At 60.6% G+C, this 17,550-nt stretch carries 17 protein-coding genes; 9 read left to right on the top strand and 8 right to left on the bottom strand.

The annotated features are described in order from the left end of the window. Positions 1-209: 209 nt before the first annotated feature. The 4 genes from AC1DYF_RS07415 to AC1DYF_RS07400 all read left to right on the top strand — a co-directional run bounded on the left by AC1DYF_RS07415 (position 210) and on the right by AC1DYF_RS07400 (position 3,064). Complete coding sequence (locus tag AC1DYF_RS07415; RefSeq protein ID WP_477876052.1) at positions 210-524, top strand: L-rhamnose mutarotase; 315 nt, start codon at positions 210-212, stop codon at positions 522-524. A 374-nt stretch (positions 525-898) separates the two neighbouring features. Further along, the gene (locus tag AC1DYF_RS07410; protein WP_477876051.1) at positions 899-1,240 is read left to right on the top strand and encodes an ArsR/SmtB family transcription factor; all 342 of its coding nucleotides are present in this window, start codon (positions 899-901) and stop codon (positions 1,238-1,240) included. A gap of 5 nt (positions 1,241-1,245) precedes the next feature. Beyond that, positions 1,246-1,683, top strand: coding sequence for an SRPBCC family protein (locus AC1DYF_RS07405; protein WP_477876050.1), 438 nt, complete (start codon positions 1,246-1,248; stop codon positions 1,681-1,683). A 172-nt stretch (positions 1,684-1,855) separates the two neighbouring features. After that, positions 1,856-3,064, top strand: a complete 1,209-nt coding sequence (locus AC1DYF_RS07400) for an MFS transporter (protein ID WP_477876049.1) — start codon at positions 1,856-1,858, stop codon at positions 3,062-3,064. A gap of 95 nt (positions 3,065-3,159) precedes the next feature. Here the strand turns inward: AC1DYF_RS07400 and AC1DYF_RS07395 are convergent, their stop codons facing one another. The 6 genes from AC1DYF_RS07395 to AC1DYF_RS07370 all read right to left on the bottom strand — a co-directional run bounded on the left by AC1DYF_RS07395 (position 3,160) and on the right by AC1DYF_RS07370 (position 10,615). Further along, positions 3,160-4,230, bottom strand: a complete 1,071-nt coding sequence (locus AC1DYF_RS07395; RefSeq protein ID WP_477876048.1) for an ABC transporter ATP-binding protein — start codon at positions 4,228-4,230, stop codon at positions 3,160-3,162. After that, positions 4,230-6,338 carry an ADP-ribosylglycohydrolase family protein gene (locus AC1DYF_RS07390; protein WP_477876047.1) on the bottom strand — a complete coding sequence of 703 codons (2,109 nt, stop codon included), beginning with the start codon at positions 6,336-6,338 and terminating at the stop codon, positions 4,230-4,232. Before AC1DYF_RS07390 ends, AC1DYF_RS07395 begins: the two co-directional genes overlap by 1 nt. Before the next feature lie 34 nt (positions 6,339-6,372). Next, the gene (locus AC1DYF_RS07385; protein WP_477876046.1) at positions 6,373-7,206 is read right to left on the bottom strand and encodes a carbohydrate ABC transporter permease; all 834 of its coding nucleotides are present in this window, start codon (positions 7,204-7,206) and stop codon (positions 6,373-6,375) included. Then, on the bottom strand, positions 7,203-8,048 hold the full coding sequence (locus tag AC1DYF_RS07380) for a carbohydrate ABC transporter permease (protein ID WP_477876045.1): 846 nt from the start codon (positions 8,046-8,048) through the stop codon (positions 7,203-7,205). The genes AC1DYF_RS07385 and AC1DYF_RS07380 overlap by 4 nt, the downstream gene beginning before the upstream one ends. Before the next feature lie 211 nt (positions 8,049-8,259). Further along, positions 8,260-9,579 carry an ABC transporter substrate-binding protein gene (locus tag AC1DYF_RS07375; RefSeq protein WP_477876044.1) on the bottom strand — a complete coding sequence of 440 codons (1,320 nt, stop codon included), beginning with the start codon at positions 9,577-9,579 and terminating at the stop codon, positions 8,260-8,262. Between the two features lie 22 nt (positions 9,580-9,601). Beyond that, entirely contained in the window at positions 9,602-10,615 is a 1,014-nt protein-coding gene (locus AC1DYF_RS07370; RefSeq protein WP_477876043.1) for a LacI family DNA-binding transcriptional regulator, read from the bottom strand. A gap of 171 nt (positions 10,616-10,786) precedes the next feature. Here AC1DYF_RS07370 and AC1DYF_RS07365 point away from each other — a divergent pair, with 171 nt between their 5' ends. Then, positions 10,787-11,809: an LLM class flavin-dependent oxidoreductase gene (locus AC1DYF_RS07365; RefSeq protein WP_477876042.1), complete on the top strand. Its 1,023-nt coding sequence runs from the start codon at positions 10,787-10,789 to the stop codon at positions 11,807-11,809. Between the two features lie 15 nt (positions 11,810-11,824). On the opposite strand, the gene AC1DYF_RS07360 is transcribed toward AC1DYF_RS07365, so the two are convergent. Together AC1DYF_RS07360 and htpG are read right to left on the bottom strand one after the other, a co-directional pair. Continuing rightward, positions 11,825-12,943 carry a calcium:cation antiporter gene (locus AC1DYF_RS07360; protein ID WP_477876041.1) on the bottom strand — a complete coding sequence of 373 codons (1,119 nt, stop codon included), beginning with the start codon at positions 12,941-12,943 and terminating at the stop codon, positions 11,825-11,827. A 481-nt stretch (positions 12,944-13,424) separates the two neighbouring features. Further along, positions 13,425-15,320, bottom strand: a complete 1,896-nt coding sequence (gene htpG / locus AC1DYF_RS07355; protein ID WP_477876040.1) for a molecular chaperone HtpG — start codon at positions 15,318-15,320, stop codon at positions 13,425-13,427. 177 nt (positions 15,321-15,497) lie between these two features. Between htpG and AC1DYF_RS07350 the strand changes: the two genes are divergently transcribed. The 4 genes from AC1DYF_RS07350 (at position 15,498) to AC1DYF_RS07335 (ending at position 17,458) form a co-directional block, all read left to right on the top strand. Further along, positions 15,498-15,737, top strand: coding sequence for a type II toxin-antitoxin system Phd/YefM family antitoxin (locus AC1DYF_RS07350; RefSeq protein WP_477876039.1), 240 nt, complete (start codon positions 15,498-15,500; stop codon positions 15,735-15,737). A 71-nt stretch (positions 15,738-15,808) separates the two neighbouring features. Then, positions 15,809-16,432, top strand: coding sequence for a nitrile hydratase subunit alpha (nthA, locus tag AC1DYF_RS07345; protein WP_477876038.1), 624 nt, complete (start codon positions 15,809-15,811; stop codon positions 16,430-16,432). After that, on the top strand, positions 16,429-17,088 hold the full coding sequence (nthB, locus tag AC1DYF_RS07340) for a nitrile hydratase subunit beta (RefSeq protein WP_477876037.1): 660 nt from the start codon (positions 16,429-16,431) through the stop codon (positions 17,086-17,088). Before nthA ends, nthB begins: the two co-directional genes overlap by 4 nt. After that, positions 17,075-17,458 (top strand): nitrile hydratase accessory protein, encoded by a 384-nt coding sequence (locus tag AC1DYF_RS07335; protein ID WP_477876036.1) that lies wholly within the window; start codon positions 17,075-17,077, stop codon positions 17,456-17,458. Before nthB ends, AC1DYF_RS07335 begins: the two co-directional genes overlap by 14 nt. Positions 17,459-17,550 lie beyond the last annotated feature (92 nt).

Genomic DNA, 17,550 nt, shown 5'->3' with positions numbered 1-17,550 from the left:
GCCGACCCTTGCCCCGCTCTGCGCGCGATGCCATACAAAACCGTAAGGTCGGGACGAACAGGAAGGCCAACCCGTCGAACAAACAGGAAATCCCTAACTCATACCTTGACAGCAAAATCCTCATGTGAGGGGGGAGAAGACTCGCGGCGGCGCCTCGGCCTAATTGAGGCATCGGCAGTTGCGGTAGCCTCGGTAGAAGGAGGATTGAAATGACAGCTTACGCATGGGTCTTGGAAGTCCGACCGGGTTACGAGGACGAATACAAGAAGCGGCATGACGAGATCTGGCCGGATATGCTGGACGCACTGCGCGCCGCCGGCATCCGCAACTACAACATTTTCCGCCACGGCCTGACCCTCTTCGGCTTCTTCGAAACCGATGACCTCAAGGCGTCGCAGCAAAAACTCGCCATCGATCCGGTCAACGCTCGCTGGGGCGAATGGATGGCACCGCTGATGAGGATCGAGGTCGATCCGACGACGCAATTCCCCTATCTGCTGCCAAAGCAGTTCTTCATGGAATAGATTCCGCCGCCTTTACTGCCGATGACAATATTTACTGGTAATGCGATCCTGCATAGCTGCGATGCAGCATTGCCGCTTGTCGAATGTGCGTCGCAGCATTATGTTCTCAGTCATCGAAGCCGATCTCCTCCTCCTCCCAAAATCGGCTTCATAGACCAGCGGCACTCCTCCTCCCAGCCGATGGTCACCTTTTTGGAAAACCCGGTGCATCTCTGATGSGCCGGGTTTTCTGTATCTGCTCCATCTCAATCTTCCCGATCCGCCCCGTTCAGCGCCCGCTACGGCAATCCCTTAACCGGGATTGGCCGGTGTTTTTCCGCGCTCTGATGGATTCCACTTGACATGTAACCTTTTGGTTCCCTATTAAGGGGGTCATGAATGACGACGCTGTTTTTCGGGCTCTGGCCGACCGCAGCCGCCGGCTTCTGCTGGACCGCCTGTTTGAGCGCAACGGCCAGACGCTGGGTGAGCTTTGCGACGGTCTCGCCATGACGCGGCAGGCGGTCGCCAAGCATCTGGCGATCCTGGAAGAGGCCAATCTCGTGTCATGGCAGCGCCAGAGCCGCGAGAAGCTGCATTACATCAATCCCGTTCCGATCAACGAGATCGCCGAACGCTGGATTAATAAATTCGAGCGCCGCCAGTTGGACGCTTTATCCGAGCTGAAGGCAGCGCTTGAAAACACTGAGAGACCCGCAACCGATGTGACGGAGTAACAGCCATGGCCGGCGACAAATTTGCCTATGTCACCTTCATCCGCACCACGCCCGAAGCGCTCTGGGAAGCGCTGACCAAGCCGGAATTCACCCGCAAATACTGGTTCGGCGTTGTCATGGATTCGGAATGGAAGGTCGGCTCTCCCTGGAAGATGCTCTATCCGGATGGCACGATCACCGACAAGGGCGAGATCCTCGAATATGATCCGCCGAAGCGCATCGTCATGCGCTGGCAGAACGAATTCCGGCCGGAACTGAAGGCGGAAGGTTTTTCGCGCTGCGTGATCGAGGTCGAGCCGGTCGCCAATGCCGTCAAACTGTCGGTCACGCATATGATCGATGTCGAGGAGTCCAAGCTCATCACCGCGGTGTCGGGCGGCTGGCCGAAGATACTGTCCAACCTCAAGTCGCTGCTCGAGACCGGAGACGTGGTGCTGACCTGATCATTGGAGGGGCCGGCCGGCGAGCAAGGAAAGCCGGCTGCAGGCTCCGGCTCTGCGACCGTCAAAAAATTTTCGACCGGATGTCGAAATCGATGATGTCGCAGCGTCTTTAAGCTGAGCCGGGGGGAAGGGGCCGCGTTTTGGCCCTGTTGCCGGCATCAAGGAGGAAGAAATGACGAATGCATACTATCGCTGGGTTATGGTGGCGGCAGGTAGTCTGCTGGGCTGCGTTGCCATCGGCGCCATGTTCACCTTGCCCGTTTTCCTGCAGCCTATTTTCAAGGAAACAGCGTGGTCGACGACCGGCATATCGACGGCGTTGACAATTGGCTTCATCGCCATGGCCGTCGCCAGCATGGTTTGGGGTGGTCTTTCCGATAAATGGGGGCCACGTCCCGTCGTCCTCACCGGTTCGGTGCTGACGGTAGTCAGTCTTGCTCTGACAAGCATCGCCTCATCACTCATACTCTTCCAATTGGCTTTCGGCTTGCTGATGGGCGTTGCAGTGGCTGCCGTTCTGGTGCCAACGATGGCCTCGGTCACTGGATGGTTTGACACTCATCGCAGCTTGGCTGTCTCACTCGTTTCCGCGGGCATTGGCGTGGCGCCGATGACCATGGCACCATTTGCCGCATGGCTGGTGACGGGGCACGACTGGCGCACCTCAATGCAGGTAATGGCGGTCCTGGTCGCAGTATTGATGATACCGGTCTGTTTCCTCATTCGCCGGCCACCGGCACTCGAGGCTGGGGCCTCTCCCGCTGGGGAGCAGCCACACGATTCCGTCTCTATGGCACAGGCACTGAAATCCCCTCAGTTCATCATTCTCGTGCTCACCAATTTCTTTTGCTGCGCGACACATTCCGGTCCGATCACACACACCATGAACTATGCCATCAGCTGTGGCATTCCGATGATGGCTGCGGTGTCAATTTATAGTCTTGAAGGCTTGGCGGGCATGGGTGGCCGGATTGTCTTCGGCATATTGGGCGATCGGCTTGGTGCCAAGAATGTCCTAGTGGTTGGGTTGCTCGTCCAGGCGTTCGGTGCGCTTGGCTATCTGCTGGCACATAGCCTGTTCGGCTTCTATGCGGCTGCGGCCGTCTTCGGCTTCATCTATGCCGGCGTGATGCCGCTCTATGCGGTGATTGCCCGTGAGAATTTTCCGCTCAGGATGATGGGCATGGTGATCGGCGGCACGTCGATGGCGGGCAGCCTCGGCATGGCGCTCGGTCCGGTCGCCGGCGGGATGATCTACGATACGACGAAGGCCTACACTTGGCTCTATGTCGGCTCCTGGGCCATGGGGCTCGGTGCCTTCCTGATCGCCATGACCTTCAAACCGATTCCCAAGCCGCTGCAGGCTGCCGCAGCGGTGTGATCTCCAAAGCCGGCGCTGCACATGCGCAGGTGCCGGCGTTTGTCCACGCCGATGACCGGATACTCGACCTGAGCACTTGCATCTGGATCACTGTGTCAGTTGATCCGCTTGCCGGCTTTGTCGAACAGGCAGATGCGCTCGACCTGCGGCAAAAGCCGGATCGTCTCGTCGGGTTGAATGTTGAGCCGCTCGCGGAACATGGCCACGACTGTCTGGTTGCCGATGGTCGCCGTCACCTGCGTCTCCGGCCCGAGCGGCTCGACCACGATGACGGTCGCAGGGATGCCCGATCCATTCGCCGTCATGGAGAAATATTCCGGGCGGATGCCGTAAACCACTTCGGTGCCAGCCGCCGCGTTGAGATTCTGTGGCAGGGGCAGTACCGCATCGCCCGAAAGCCGGAACATTGGTTGGCCGTCCACGGCTTCTATCCGGCCCTTCAGCATGTTCATCGACGGCGAACCAATGAATTCCGCCACGAACAAGCTCTGCGGATTGTCATAGAGATCGAGCGGCTTGCCGATCTGCTCGATATTGCCGGCATTCATCACCACGATCCGATCGGCCATGGTCATCGCCTCGACCTGGTCATGGGTGACATAGACCGTGGTGGTGGCAAGCCGCCGATGCAGGCTCTTGATTTCGGCACGCATGGCGACGCGCAGCTTGGCGTCGAGGTTGGAAAGCGGCTCGTCGAACAGGAAGACCTGTGCCTTCCGGACGATCGACCGGCCCATGGCGACGCGCTGCCGCTGGCCGCCGGAGAGCTGGCGCGGATAGCGGCCGAGCAGATCCGTCAGGCCGAGAATCTGCGCTGCCTCCGCGACACGTTTCTGTTTCTCCTCCTTCGGCGCCCCGGCAAGCGTCAGCGAGAAGGCCATGTTTTCCGCCACCGTCATATGCGGATAGAGCGCATAGGATTGGAAGACCATGGAAATGTCGCGTTCCTTCGGCGGCAGGTCGTTGACCACCCGGCCGCCAATGCTGATCGTGCCGCCGGTGATCGTCTCGAGCCCGGCGATCATCCTGAGAAGCGTCGACTTGCCGCAACCCGACGGGCCGACCAGCACGACAAACTCGCCGTCGGCGATATCCACGGAGACGCCATGCAGTATCTCCGACTGACCATAGGCCTTGCGGGCCTTGTCGATCGTAACCGTCGCCATCAGGTTGCTCCGACACGGATTTCGTTGGACGACAATGCGCCTTCGTGCACCAGCAGGCCGACGCCGCCGTCTTCAAACGCTTCCGGGTCATTGTCGGTGACCGAAAGCGACACGCCATCGGCACTGAAGCTGATCGTATCTCCCTTGGCGCTGACGCGCATCGAGATCGTCTTCTCGAACTCGGTCTTGAACGACGTCTCAGCCAGGATCTTGGTGTCTTCATCGCGAACGCGGACAATCTGCATCTTGCCGTCGCGGGTGACGCGAGCGCCGTAATAGCGTTTCAGCCCCTGGGCACGGATGGCGAAGCCGCCATAATTGCCGAGATGCAGCATGACATCGCCGGATGCCTGATAGTCCGTCCATTGCCGCGTGCCATGGATGATAATGCCTTCGCCGCTGTTCTGCGCGATACGGAAGGCCTGCGGGAAGCGCTTGGAGAAGAAGCTCGCGCCATTGACCCAGGACATCCGCCAGAAGTCGCCATCGCCGGCCGGTCGCTTCAGCGTCAGCGCCGGCGCGCCGTCGCAGCGCAGATAGTCCACCAGCAGGCGGCCGTCGGCGCGCTTGCCTATGCTGCTGACAGCAAGGCCGATCTCTGCGATCGGCTGACCGTCCGTATCCGGCAGGGTCCATGACAGTGTCGCCGCCTTGCCCGGCGCGACCAGGATCGACGCGCCGTCGATATCGCGCAGCTGATCGTGTTCGTCATAGACACGGATGCGCAGCCGCACCGCGACGTCGCCCTTGTTGGCGGCATCGGCAACCACATGCGCCTGGGCGATCTGGCCGGGATAGACTAGCGGCGTCGCCATCAGGTCATAGGTGCGCATATCGAGCATTTCGCGCGGCGAGAAGGTCGGGCTGGTGACGGAGGCGATTTGCGCCGGACCGAGGGCTTCGTAGTCGATCGCCAGTGCCCGGCCGCCTTGGAACTCGGCATTGCCGACACGAACGGCGCGGCTGACATCAAGCCCTTCCTGCGGCCTAAACCCCTGCTGGCTGCCCGGCAGCGAGAAATGGAACTGGGCGCCATTCTTCGGCGCATCGAGCGCCTGGCCACCGGCCAGTTGCAGACCGAGATTGGTGAGGAAATAGGCCTGCCGCACCGCGTCATTGATCGAATTGCCGCCATCGGCCGACGAGATCAGCATGCGATCGGCGATCGGGCCGCGCCAGTCCGGACCTTCGTCGAGACCTTCGAGGCCGTTCATGATGCCGAGCAAGCAACCGACATTGCCGGCATTGCAGTCGGTGTCCCAACCTGAAGTATTGACGATCATCTGCGCCTTCTGGAAGTCATGCGGCGCATAGAGCACGGCCATGACCATCAGCGCATGGTTGGGCACGACATGGCAATTGCCCGGATATTTGTCATAGCCGTATTTGTCCTGGATTTTTTGACGCGTATCGCGCCAGTCGGGATTGGCCTTGTGCCAGGCGCGGATGTCGCCGATCAGCCTGGCGATCAGGCTGTCCTTCGGGATCTGCTTCAGGCYGATATCGAGCAGATGATCGATATCGGCCGAGCCGAATGCTTCCGCCTCCATCGCCGCCCAGAGCATGGCGGCATAGACGGATTCACCATCATGGCTGACTTTGCCCGCCTGCTCGGCAAGCTTGGCCGCCAGTTCCGGCTGGCGTGGTGCCACCATGGCCCAGCCGTCGATGAAGATTTGCGCACCGATCTGTTCGGCCACCGCCTGCCCATTGGTGGCGATCGAACCGGAATGTGGCGCGGGCACGCCCTTCTTGAGGTTCAGCCAGGCTGTGTGCTCGGTGGAATTGCCATTGCCGCCCCACCAGAGGATCGCGCGTTCCTCGACGATATAGTTGAGCCAGGCCTTGCCGATCTCCTCGGCCGAGAGGTTCGGCTTGATGCCATAATCTTCGAGCGCACGCACGAAGGTAAAGGTGCCGGCGACGTCGTCATCGGTGACCACCAGCGGCTGATTGAGGCGCTCGTGCACGTAATATTCGATCGGGCCGAGTTCCTCCATGATCTTCTGGTAGGTCCAGCCTTCAAAGGGACGGCCGAGATAGACGCCCACCAGTTTGCCCAGCACGCCGGCATAGACACGTTCGAGATAGTCGTTCGGAAGCTGCATTGCGGATCACTCCATATGTCGAATGTCGAAAGGGTCAGCCCTTCACCGAGCCGCCGGCCATGCCTTCGATGAAACGTCTTTGCATGAAGACGAACAGCACGACGACGGGGACGACGATGATAAGGGCGGCGGCCATGATCTCGCCCCAGTCGGAGCTGTACTGGCCGGAAAGCAGGTAGAAGGCGATGACGGCGGTGGTATTTTCCGCCTTCTGCAGGAAGGTCGTGGCGATCAGGAACTCGTTCCACGAATTGAGCCCGATGATCAGCGCCACGGTGAGGATACCGGGCGAGACGATCGGCAGCATCACCCGCCAGAACACCTGCCAATGGGTGGCGCCGTCGACGATGGCAGCCTCTTCGAGTTCCTTCGGCACGGCAAGAAAATAGGTCCGGAGCAGCATCACCGCGAAGGGGCTGTAGAGCGCCGTATAGATCAGCGCTACGCCGAAGACGTTGTTGATCAATCCCAGCTTGGCAAAGCCGAAATAGAGCGGGAAGAGGTAAAGCTGCACCGGTGCCGTCGTGGTCGCGAGCAAGTAGAAGGTGAATACCTTCCACGATGCGATCTTCTTGCGCGCCAGCACATAGGCTGACAGCGAAGAGGTGGCGCAGACAAGCACGATGGTCGTGGCGCTGATAATGACCGAATTAATGAAGGTCCTTGAGAATTTCGCATCATGCCAGGCATGCGAGAAATTCTCCCAGCGGATCGGGTTCGGCAGGGCGAGCGGCGCCTGCACGATCTGCGCCGCCGGCTTCAGCGAATTGAGTATCAACAGCGCGATCGGAAACAGCGCGATGAAGGCGAACAGGCCGAGGAAGAAATAGGAAATCGCCAGCGTGGCGCGGCTTTCGACCAGTCTCATTGGTCGCCCTCCTTGGTCGAAATGCGGACATAGAAGAAGGTGCCGATAAGGCCGAAAATGCTGATCACCAGCGCTGCCGCGGCCGCCTGGCCGACGTCGAGATCGTAGAAGGCGTGGCGATAGGCCAGGGTGGAGAGCATCTCGCTCGAATAGGCCGGCCCACCCTGTGTCAGGATGTAGACGAAGTCGAAGGCGAGGAACGACCAGATGACCGTCATGATCATCATCAGCGTGATCGTCGGGCGAATGCCGGGCAGAAGCACATAGCGCATCATCTGCCAGTAGGTAGCGCCTTCCAGCCGTGCCGCCTCGATCTGCTCCTGCGGCACCTGGCGAAGAGCGGCGAAGAAGATTACGCAGAGAAAACCCCACCAGTGCCAGAGGTCGACGGTGGCGACGCCAAACAGCGACATCGATGGGTAGGCGAGCGGATTGGGAATAGGCATGCCGAACTTCTTCAGCACCGCGAATATGCCGGTGGCCGGGCTATAGATCATCCCCTGCCAGACACGCGCGGTGATGACGGTGGCGATGACCACGGGCAAGAAATAGACGACCTGGAAGAAATTGCTGCCGCGCCGGACGATCAGCAGCATCGAAGCGGCAAACAGGCCCATGGCGATCGGCACGATCAGGAAAATGACCGTCCAGATAATGTTATTTTCAAGTGCGACCCAGAAGACCGGATCGTTCCAGAGATTGCGGAAATTGTCGAGGCCCGCATAGGTCGGCGTCGAAATGCCGTCCCAATGATAGAAGGCGAGCAGCACCGTCAGCAGCGCCGGAATCAGCACGATGGCGACGTTGATGATCATCGTGGGCACAAGATAGAGGCGGTGCATGTGTTCTCCTCCTGGAAAGCCAGGATTATCGTGCGAGCGTGGATCGCCCCCTCACCCCGCCTCCGCTTCGCTCGGCGGACCTCTCCCCGAGGGGAGAGGAGGCACGCGACGTCGCAGCAGGTTCCCTCTTCTCCCCAGCGGGGAGACGGTGGCCGCGAAGCGGTCGGATGAGGGGGTCTTTATTCATGCGCTCACCTGTCCGATCGCAATCTCAAGCGCGCGGCGGAATAGCCGGAGCCTTGCCGGCGTCCTTTTCCTGCTTGAACGTGTCGTCGAGCTTTTTCAGGTAATCGGCGGTCTTGATCTTCTTCAACCAGACTTCCTCGATGCCGCTGATCATATAGGTGTCGGTGGCCGGCGGTAGGAAGGTCCAGCTCGTATAGCCGTAATTGCCGGCGCCGACGGCGGCGGACAGGTTCTTCATCGCTTCGGTGTAGAGCGGGATCACCTTGTCGGAGAGTTTTACCTGCGACAGGTCCTTGAGCGGCATGTTCCACTCGCCCTGCCAGACCGAATTCATCTTGCTGTAGAAATCCGGCTTGAAGATGTAGTCGAGCACGGCCGCGGCGCCATCGGGATTTTCCGACTTGGCGTTGACGGAAATTGTCGAGCCGATGCCGAGCGGGAAGACGGGAGCACCTTTGGCGCTCGGGAAGCCGACAAAGCCCGGCTCGGCATTGTTCTGCGGGAAATAGGTCTGGACGTTGGTAAAACTCCAGGTGCCGGTCGGCGACATGCCGGCCTGTCCGGTGGCGACCTGGGCGAAGGACTGTTCCAGCGTCAGCGAGAAATAGTTTTCGCCGTAATAGCCCTTGTCCCACCACTCTGCCAGCTTGTCGATCGCGGTGACGAAGGCCGGATCGGTCCACGGAATGGCGCCGGTCAGCGCCTTGTAGACCATGTCCGGACCGGCGATCGAGTTGATCGCAATCGAGACATGCCATTCATTGGCGCCACGCCAGTCGGCATTGCTGGCGCCGAACGGCACCAGGCCCTTGGCCTTCATCTCATCGGCCAGCTTTTCCAGTTCTTCGATCGTGGTCGGCGCTTTCCAGCCATTCTTCGCAAACAGCGTCTTGTTGTAGAACAGGCCGAGCGTTTCATAGGTCTTGGCGAGCGCATAGAGCTTGCCGTTATACCTGCCGAGATCGAGGAAGATCGGCAGCATGCTGTCGTTCCAGCCATATTTCTTGGCATAGTCGTCAAGCGGCAGAAGCTGGCCCGCCTGGGCCATGGAAGCAACATAGCTCGGTCCGGCGGTGAAGACGATATCCGGGCCGGTGCCGGCGAGCATGGCGACGCGCAGCTGCTTGTCGAGGTCCGAGCCGCGGAAATCGATGCTGAGCGAATATTCCGGATGCGCCGCATTGAACGGATCGATCAGGATGTTCTTGAGATTATCCTGATTTTCCGGCGAAGCGGACTCGTACCAGAAGCCGATCGGTTTCTGGTCGGCGGCGAAGGCGAAGCGTGGCAGAAGCGGCAGGCTGGCCAGACCAAGTCCGGCTTTCAATACAGTACGGCGTTGCATGTTTTCCTCCTCCAGGTTTGCCTCAGGTGGCCCGGGTCGAGCCCCTTTGGATCAATTCAAACGGCATTTCGAGCGCGGTTCCCGCGCCGGTCCTCAGCCCGCGCAGACGCTCCATCAAAGTCTCGGCGGCGCGTTCACCCATTTTCCACTGGAACTGCGCCACGGTCGTCAGCGGCGGCGTCACCAGCTTGGCGGCCGAGATGTCGTCGAAGCCGACAACGGCGATGTCGCGGGGAATGTCGATGGCGCGGTCGCGCAGCGCCTGCATGACGCCGATTGCCATCAGATCGTTGGCGGCGAAGATGGCGGTCGGTTTGAACGCGCTCGACAGAATGGTTTCCGCCGCACGGGTGCCGCCGATTTCCGAAAATTCCTCGTCGATGGCGACGTGTTCCTCCAGGCCGGCTTTAGCAAGTGCGGCGCGATAGCCGTCGATCCGCGTCGCCTGCGGCCCGCGCCTGCCGGCGACCATCGCGATGCGGCGGTGGCCTTGATTGATCAGGTATTCCGTCACGGCCAGTGCCGCGGCACGGCTATCGACGAAAATATCGTCGACCGGGATATCGCCGCCGCGTTTCTTGGACGATTCGATCCGCACCACCGGCACGCCGGCCTCGACGAGCGGCGTGAAGTCGGTTGCCCTGAGCGTAAAGAACACGCCGATGACCCCATCGACACGGCCCTGCCGCGCCCAATCGAGGAAATGACGCTCGCGTTCCGGCGAGCCATCGGTGTTGACGGCGATGACATCGTAGCTAAGCCCGTCGGCGACCGACTGGATGCCGCGGATCAGCGACGGATAGAAGGGGTTGGTGATATCCGGAACGATGCAGGCAATCGTCATCGACCGATTGGTCTTCAGCGCCTGTGCGAAGCGGTTGGGCACATAGCCGAGGTCCTTCGCCGCCTTGGTGATCTTCTCCCAGGTCTCCGCCGGGATCGACCCGCCACCTCCGCTCAGCACCATGGACACCGTCGCCTGGGAAACCCCGGCGGCTCGAGCCACATCCTTCTGCGTTGCGCGTGTATTGACCATGACGGAATTACTTATACGTATTAGTGATACGTATCAATAGAAATATCAGGCTGGCCATGTCAAGTGCTATCTCCTGACCGTGTACGCAGCGTTGTCTGGACAATGCCTATTTCGAGACGGGAAAGTGTGCGATGAAGGCGCCCAAGTTCAATTCAATATGCGTGCATACTCATGAAAAAAATCGGCTTTCTCTCCTTCGGCCACTGGAATCCCTCGCCGCAGTCCGGAACGCGCTCGGGTGGCGATGCATTGCTGCAGTCCATCGATCTCGCCGTGGCGGCCGAGGAACTCGGCGCGGATGGCGCCTATTTCCGCGTCCATCACTTTGCCCGGCAGCTCGGCTCGCCGTTTCCGTTGCTCGCCGCGGTCGGTGCCCGGACCAAACGCATCGAGATCGGCACGGCGGTCATCGATATGCGCTACGAGAACCCGCTCTACATGGCCGAGGATGCCGGTGCGGCGGACCTGATCGCCGGCGGGCGGCTGCAGCTCGGCATCAGCCGCGGTTCACCGGAGCAGGTGATCGATGGCTGGCGCTATTTCGGCTATGAGCCGCCGGAGGGCCAGTCCGATGCCGATATGGCCCGGCATCATGCCGAAGTCTTCCTCGACGTACTGCGCGGCGAAGGTTTTGCCCAACCCAATCCGCGGCCGATGTTTCCCAATCCGCCCGGCATGCTACGCCTTGAGCCCTATTCCGAGGGTCTGCGCGAACGCATCTGGTGGGGTGCGGCCTCGAACGCCACAGCTGTCTGGGCGGCCAAGCTCGGGATGAACCTGCAGAGTTCGACGCTCAAGGAAGACGAGGGCGGCGAGGCCTTCCACGTCCAGCAGGCCGTCCAGATTCGCGCCTATCGCGAGGCATGGAAGGAAGCGGGACACACGCGTGAACCGCGTGTCTCGGTCAGCCGCAGCATTTTCGCGCTGGTCAATGACATGGATCGCGCCTATTTCGGCCGCGAGGGTGACGACGAGGACAAGATCGGCTTCATCGACGCCAATATGCGGGCGATCTTCRGCCGCAGCTACGCCGCCGAACCGGACGCGTTGATCGAGCAGCTCAAGCAGGACGAAGGAATTGCCGAGGCCGACACGCTGCTTCTCACCGTGCCCAACCAGCTTGGCGTCGCCTACAACGCCCATGTCATTGAATCGATCCTGAAATACGTCGCCCCGGCGCTGGGCTGGCGCTGAGACGGCGACGGCATTCTACGGAATGATCGTCAGCAGGATGAAGGTGAGGAACACGGCGAGATGCGTCACGCCGGTGAGCGTCGTCGTTCGGCCAGTGCCGAAGCTGACGATGCAGATCGTGTGAGAGAGAAGCAGCAGCACTGTCTGCGCCGCGTCGAGGCCCAATGTCAGTCCGCGGCCGGTGATCAGGCTTCCCATGGCGACCGCTGGGATCGTCAGCCCGATCGTGGCGCAGGCCGAACCCAGCGCGATGTTGAGGCCGCGCTGCAGCTCGTTGGCCATGGAGGCTCGGACGGCCGACAGCGCCTCCGGCATCAGCACGATAAGCGCGATCAGGGCGCCGACGATCGAATCCGCCTGTGCGATCTGGAAATGATGCAATGCGTCCTCGACGCGGGAGGCCACTTCTTCGGTGAGAAGCACGATGCCAAGCAGGCTGACAAGCAGAAATACGCCATGCTTCAGTGCTGCTCCATTCGTCGTGTTTTCGGCGTCGGCCTCAGCCAATTCGCCCTCGAACGCCTCCATGAAGTCGTCGCGCTGGCTGATCACCTGCGCGAAGATGAAACTGGCGTAAAGAAACACGGAGAGGATGCTGACGAAGGCAAGCTGAGCCGTGGAGAACGTGCCTGGAGATGTCGTCAGCGTAAAGTTCGGCAGCACCATTGTCAGGACCGTGATGGCGATGAGCACGGCCAGGAACGCGCTCGTGCCCTGGCGCCTGATCTCCTGGTTGCGATGCTTCCAGCCACCGAAGGTCATGCAGATCCCGACGAGACCGCTGCAGACGATCATCACCGTGGAGAACACCGAAGAACGCGCCAGCGTCGGATTGTTTTCGCCATGCAGCATCATGGAAATGATGATCGAAACTTCGATTGCGGTGACCGCGAAGGTCAGAACCAGCGTCCCCCAGGGTTCGCCCAGATGCTTGGCAATGGTGTCGGCGTGATGCAGTGCGATGAAGACGGTCGCCAGGACGAGGACGATCAGCAGGACGCCGGCCGTGGCCATGAATGTCGGCCCGAGATTATAACCCTGCAACGGCCTCGTCCGGACGATCAGCGCGGTCAGGATACAGATGAGTGGCAGCCCGTAGAAAAGAAAGATGCGGCGATAACTGGCAATCTGCACGATGGATCCCCCGAATCCTGAAAAGGCAGCCCCGTCCCAAAGGCATTTTCCTTATACATGCCTATTGCCGTTGCTGGGGAGTCCCTGGAGCAAGACTTTGCGATCAACGATGATGGCGCCGATCCGGATCAAGCACGAATGCGATCCGTTTTTGGCAGTCTGCAGCATGTCGACCAAAAGTGGTCCCTGGTTTCGGGAGAATAACGGCCGCATGGCACTGAAAGGAAACACGAAGCTGAGCGACGTCATCGCTACGCGTATTTCGCAAAGCGGCACAAGCGAAGTGGCTTGACGATTCTCAGTAAAATCAAGGCAAAAAAAGCCCGGCGTGGGAGGGGGAACGCCGGGCTTCTGACAATGTCATCAGCCAGGGAGATTGCCGATGACGGGGACCGAGGGGAGGAGAAAAATCAGTCCCGTTGAGATGAATCTAATATGACATCGCACCGTTTCAAGGGCGAGAGGGCTAAAATACCCTGTTTTACGAACGCCCCGCCAGCGCCCGCTCGAACAGGCGCGACAGGCGACCGGCGAAGGCCCGCGGATCGGCCGGTTTGTCGCCGTCGAGGATACGCGCTTCATCAAGCAGCAGCCAGGCCGCGTCGGTGCGGAAATCGGCATCGCCGAGGCCTGCCACCGATTTGACCAGCGTATGGCCGGGATTGATTTCCAGCACCGGCTTCTCCGCCGTCTGCAGCCGTCCCGCGCCTTGCAGCAGCTTTTCCAGCTGCCGGTCGAGCGCATTTTCAGAGGCGACCAAGCAGGCTGCACTTTCGGTCAGCCGGGCCGAGACACGCACATCGGCGACTTCGGCAGACAATGTCTCCTTGGCGAAGGTGATGAAATTCCTGACCTCGTCGGAGGCCTCGGCATTGTCCTCAGCCTGGCCGTCGACCTTGGCCACCTTGTCGAGGTCGGCAAGCCCCTGGGTGATCGACTTGAGCGTCTTGCCCTCGAATTCCTGCGCATTCGGCGCCCAGAAACTGTCGACCGGATCGGTGAGCAGCAGGACTTCGATACCGCGGGCGCGAAACCCTTCGAGCTGCGGCGACGCCTTGAGCTGGTCGAGATTGCCGCCGGCCAGATAGTAAATCGCGTCCTGGCCGTCCTTCATGTCCTTCACATAGTCGGCAAGCGACCGGAAGCCATCGCCCGAAGCGGTGGTGCGGAAGCGCGACAGTGCCAGCAGCTGGCCCTTGCGCTCGAAATCGTCATAAAGCCCTTCCTTCAGCACGCTGCCGAACATTTCCCAGAGTTTCAGGAATTTCTCTGTTTCGCTCTCCGCGAGCTTTTCGATCGCGGTGAGAATGCGGCTGGTCACACCCTTGCGGATCGCGGCAAGGATCGGGCTGTCCTGGATCATCTCGCGGGAAATATTGAGCGGCAGGTCCGAAGTATCGACGATGCCGCGCACGAAGCGCAGATAGCGCGGCAGGAGTTCCGCCTCGTCGGTGATAAAGACGCGCTTCACATAGAGTTTCATCCGACCCTTGCGATCGGCATCGAAGAGATCGAAGGGCTGCGTACCCGGCACGAAGGCAAGTGCTGTATATTCGTGACGCCCTTCGGCGCGGAAATGCACGGTCAATTCCGGTTCGTCGTATTGACCGGAGACGCCCCGATAGAAATCCGTATATTCCTCAGGCTTGATGTCGTTTTTCGACTTGGTCCACAGCGCCGCACCATCGGTCACCGAACTCGGCTCGGCGTCCGGCTTATCGCGCACCTGGATCGGCACCGGCACATGGCCGGACTGTTCGCGGATGATCCGCTCGACCGCCCACTTGCCGGTATAGGTCTTGGCATCTTCCATCAGATGCAGCACGACGCGCGTGCCGCGTACCGGGGCATCCTCCACCGCTGCCGGGGCGACGCTATAGCTGCCCTTGCCGTCGGAGGACCAGAGCCAGGCTTCGGCCGCACCGGCCCGGCGCGAAATCACGTCGACGCGATCGGCCACCATGAAGGACGAATAGAAGCCGACGCCGAACTGGCCGATCAGCTCCGCCCCTTCGCCAGCCTTGGCGGCCTCGATCCGCTCCATAAAGGCACGAGTGCCGGAGCGGGCGATCGTGCCCAGCGCATCGATCATCTCGTCACGGCTCATGCCGATGCCATTGTCCTCGACACTGAGCCGCATGCCTTCTTCATCGAGCGACACCAGAATACGCGGCGCCTCGCCATCGGCCGCCAGCTCCGGCTGCGCGATCGCCTCATAGCGCAGCTTTTCGCAGGCATCGGCGGCATTGGAAATCAGTTCGCGCAGGAACACGTCCTTGTCCGAATAGACCGAGTGCACCATCATGTAGAGCAGGCGGCTGACATCGGCCTCGAAGGCATGCTGTTCGGCGGGCTGGTCGAGAACGTCTTGTGTCATAGGGATCTCTCCGTTCAGACTGAAATTTTGCGCGAGACATGGCGCGGCTGGAGCGGAATTTCAAGTCCAGATTGGCTTTGCCGAAAGAGCATGCGAATATCGTTTTGAGGTTGGTCGGCTGATCGGCTGGTTTTTGCGGATGCCTAACTCGGAAGAAATTCAACTCAGAGCGCTGATATGGCCATGATCGTCGATGTTACAGAAGCCGAGGTCCGTTTCTCCGAACTGCTCGCTCGCGTTGAGGCAGGCGAGGAGATCATCATTATGCGTGGTGACGATCCTATTGCCCATTTTGTAACAATCAATGAGCGCGGCCGCCGGCTCGCGGCAATCGAAGGGCTACGTGCAGCTCGCAGTCAGGCCAAGCCCGTCACCCAGGATGAAATCCAAGCGTGGAAATGCGAAGGGCGCCGCTGAACCAGCAAGCAAATGTATGCTTGGCGATCAATCTTCTAAAGCTTAAGACAAGTCCTCTGGAGGGCCGGATTTTGCACGACGGACATCACCACGACCACGACCATCATCATGACAATCGCTATTCCGACATGCAGGCGCGGGTGAAGGCGCTCGAGACGGTGCTGACGGAAAAAGGACTGATCGATCCGGCCGCGATCGATGCCATCGTCGAAACCTACGAAACCAAGGTCGGGCCGCGCAACGGCGCCCATGTGGTGGCAAAAGCCTGGAGCGACAGGGATTTCGCCGACTGGCTGAGGCGGGATGCCACGGCTGCGATCGCCAGCCTTGGCTATACCGGCCGCCAGGGTGAGCATATGCGTGCCGTCTTCAACACGCCCGAGACGCATAATCTCGTCGTCTGCACGCTGTGCTCCTGCTATCCATGGGCCGTGCTCGGCCTGCCGCCGGTCTGGTACAAGGCGCCAGCCTATCGCTCGCGGGCGGTCATCGATCCGCGGGGCGTGCTGGCCGAATTCGGGCTGACCTTGCCGGCGGAGAAGAAAATCCGCGTCTGGGATTCCACTGCCGAACTTCGCTACATCGTCATCCCCGAGCGGCCGGTAGGGACGGATGGCCTCGACGAAAAAGCACTCTCCGCTCTCGTCAGCCGTGATGCGATGATCGGCACGGCCGTCGCGGGGATGCCGGCATGAACGGCCCGCATGACCTTGGCGGGCAGATGGGTTTCGGTCCCGTTGCGCCCGAGCCGAACGAACCCTATTTCCACGCCGAATGGGAAAAGCAGGCGCTTGGGATCGTGCTCTCCTGCGGCGCTTTCGGCGCCTGGACGATCGATGAAAGCCGGCATGCGCGCGAAAACATCCCGCCCGCCGCCTATCTCGCCGCAAGCTATTACGAAATCTGGATCCGCGCACTCGAAGTGCTTCTGGAGCGGCACGGTTTTGCGACGCAAGCCGAGATCGACGCCAGCCGCAAGCACATCGAGCCAGCAGTGCCGAAACGCATCCTCACGGCCGACATGGTGGCCGGTGCGCTGGCCAAGGGCGGCCCATGCGACCGGCCGGTCGATTCCGCTCCCCGTTTTGCCGTAGGCGAAAAGGTCAGGACGCGCAATTTCAACCCGGCGGGCCATACGCGTCTGCCGCGCTATGCCCGCGCCAAGCAGGGTGTGATCGAGGCCGTCCAGGGATCTTTCGTCTTTCCCGACGACAATGCGCATGGCCGGGGCGAAAATCCGCAATGGATATACACTGTCGTCTTCGACGGCGGGGAGATCTGGGGTGACGGCGCCGATCCGTCACTCACGATCTCCATCGATGCCTGGGAGAGCTATCTTGAACAGGCCTGAGATCGAAACCAGCCTGCTTCGCTCCCCCGGATTGAAACTCACTGATAATGGCGCGCCGGCATTTCCGGAGCCTTGGGCTGCGCAAGCCTTCGCGCTCACCGTTCATCTGCATGAACGCGGCCTGTTCACGTGGACCGAATGGGCCGAATCGCTGTCGGTAGCACTCAGGCATCAGGACCCCCAGAAATGCGGCGAGGATTATTTCGACTGCTGGGTCTCGGCACTCGCGTCACTGATTGAAAGCCGTGGCATAGCGGACCACGAAACCGTCGAAGCTCTCCGGGAGAGTTGGCAGCGCGCCGCGGAGGCGACGCCGCATGGCAAGCCGATTGAATTGGCAAATGACCCGCTCTCAACGCCACACATCTGAAACGGCGAGCACGGTCTTGATCTGAATCGGAAGAAAGTGACCGCGTACGCACTACAGGATCGCGGCTATAGCGACCCTATATCTGCGGTCAT

The sequence above is a fragment of the Rhizobium sp. P2_G9 genome (assembly GCF_056403475.1).
The sequence above is the reverse complement of the archived record's forward strand: the minus strand, read 5'-3'. Positions and strand labels throughout refer to the sequence as shown.

What these genes read in the sequence shown, in the direction of transcription:
- AC1DYF_RS07415 (WP_477876052.1), top strand. Translation starts at nt 210, where the DNA reads ATGACAGCTTACGCATGGGTCTTGGAAGTCCGACCGGGTTACGAGGAC.
- AC1DYF_RS07410 (WP_477876051.1), top strand. Translation starts at nt 899, where the DNA reads ATGAATGACGACGCTGTTTTTCGGGCTCTGGCCGACCGCAGCCGCCGG.
- AC1DYF_RS07405 (WP_477876050.1), top strand. Translation starts at nt 1,246, where the DNA reads ATGGCCGGCGACAAATTTGCCTATGTCACCTTCATCCGCACCACGCCC.
- AC1DYF_RS07400 (WP_477876049.1), top strand. Translation starts at nt 1,856, where the DNA reads ATGACGAATGCATACTATCGCTGGGTTATGGTGGCGGCAGGTAGTCTG.
- AC1DYF_RS07395 (WP_477876048.1), bottom strand. Translation starts at nt 4,230, where the DNA reads ATGGCGACGGTTACGATCGACAAGGCCCGCAAGGCCTATGGTCAGTCG.
- AC1DYF_RS07385 (WP_477876046.1), bottom strand. Translation starts at nt 7,206, where the DNA reads ATGAGACTGGTCGAAAGCCGCGCCACGCTGGCGATTTCCTATTTCTTC.
- AC1DYF_RS07380 (WP_477876045.1), bottom strand. Translation starts at nt 8,048, where the DNA reads ATGCACCGCCTCTATCTTGTGCCCACGATGATCATCAACGTCGCCATC.
- AC1DYF_RS07375 (WP_477876044.1), bottom strand. Translation starts at nt 9,579, where the DNA reads ATGCAACGCCGTACTGTATTGAAAGCCGGACTTGGTCTGGCCAGCCTG.
- AC1DYF_RS07370 (WP_477876043.1), bottom strand. Translation starts at nt 10,615, where the DNA reads ATGGTCAATACACGCGCAACGCAGAAGGATGTGGCTCGAGCCGCCGGG.
- htpG (WP_477876040.1), bottom strand. Translation starts at nt 15,320, where the DNA reads ATGACACAAGACGTTCTCGACCAGCCCGCCGAACAGCATGCCTTCGAG.
- AC1DYF_RS07350 (WP_477876039.1), top strand. Translation starts at nt 15,498, where the DNA reads ATGGCCATGATCGTCGATGTTACAGAAGCCGAGGTCCGTTTCTCCGAA.
- nthB (WP_477876037.1), top strand. Translation starts at nt 16,429, where the DNA reads ATGAACGGCCCGCATGACCTTGGCGGGCAGATGGGTTTCGGTCCCGTT.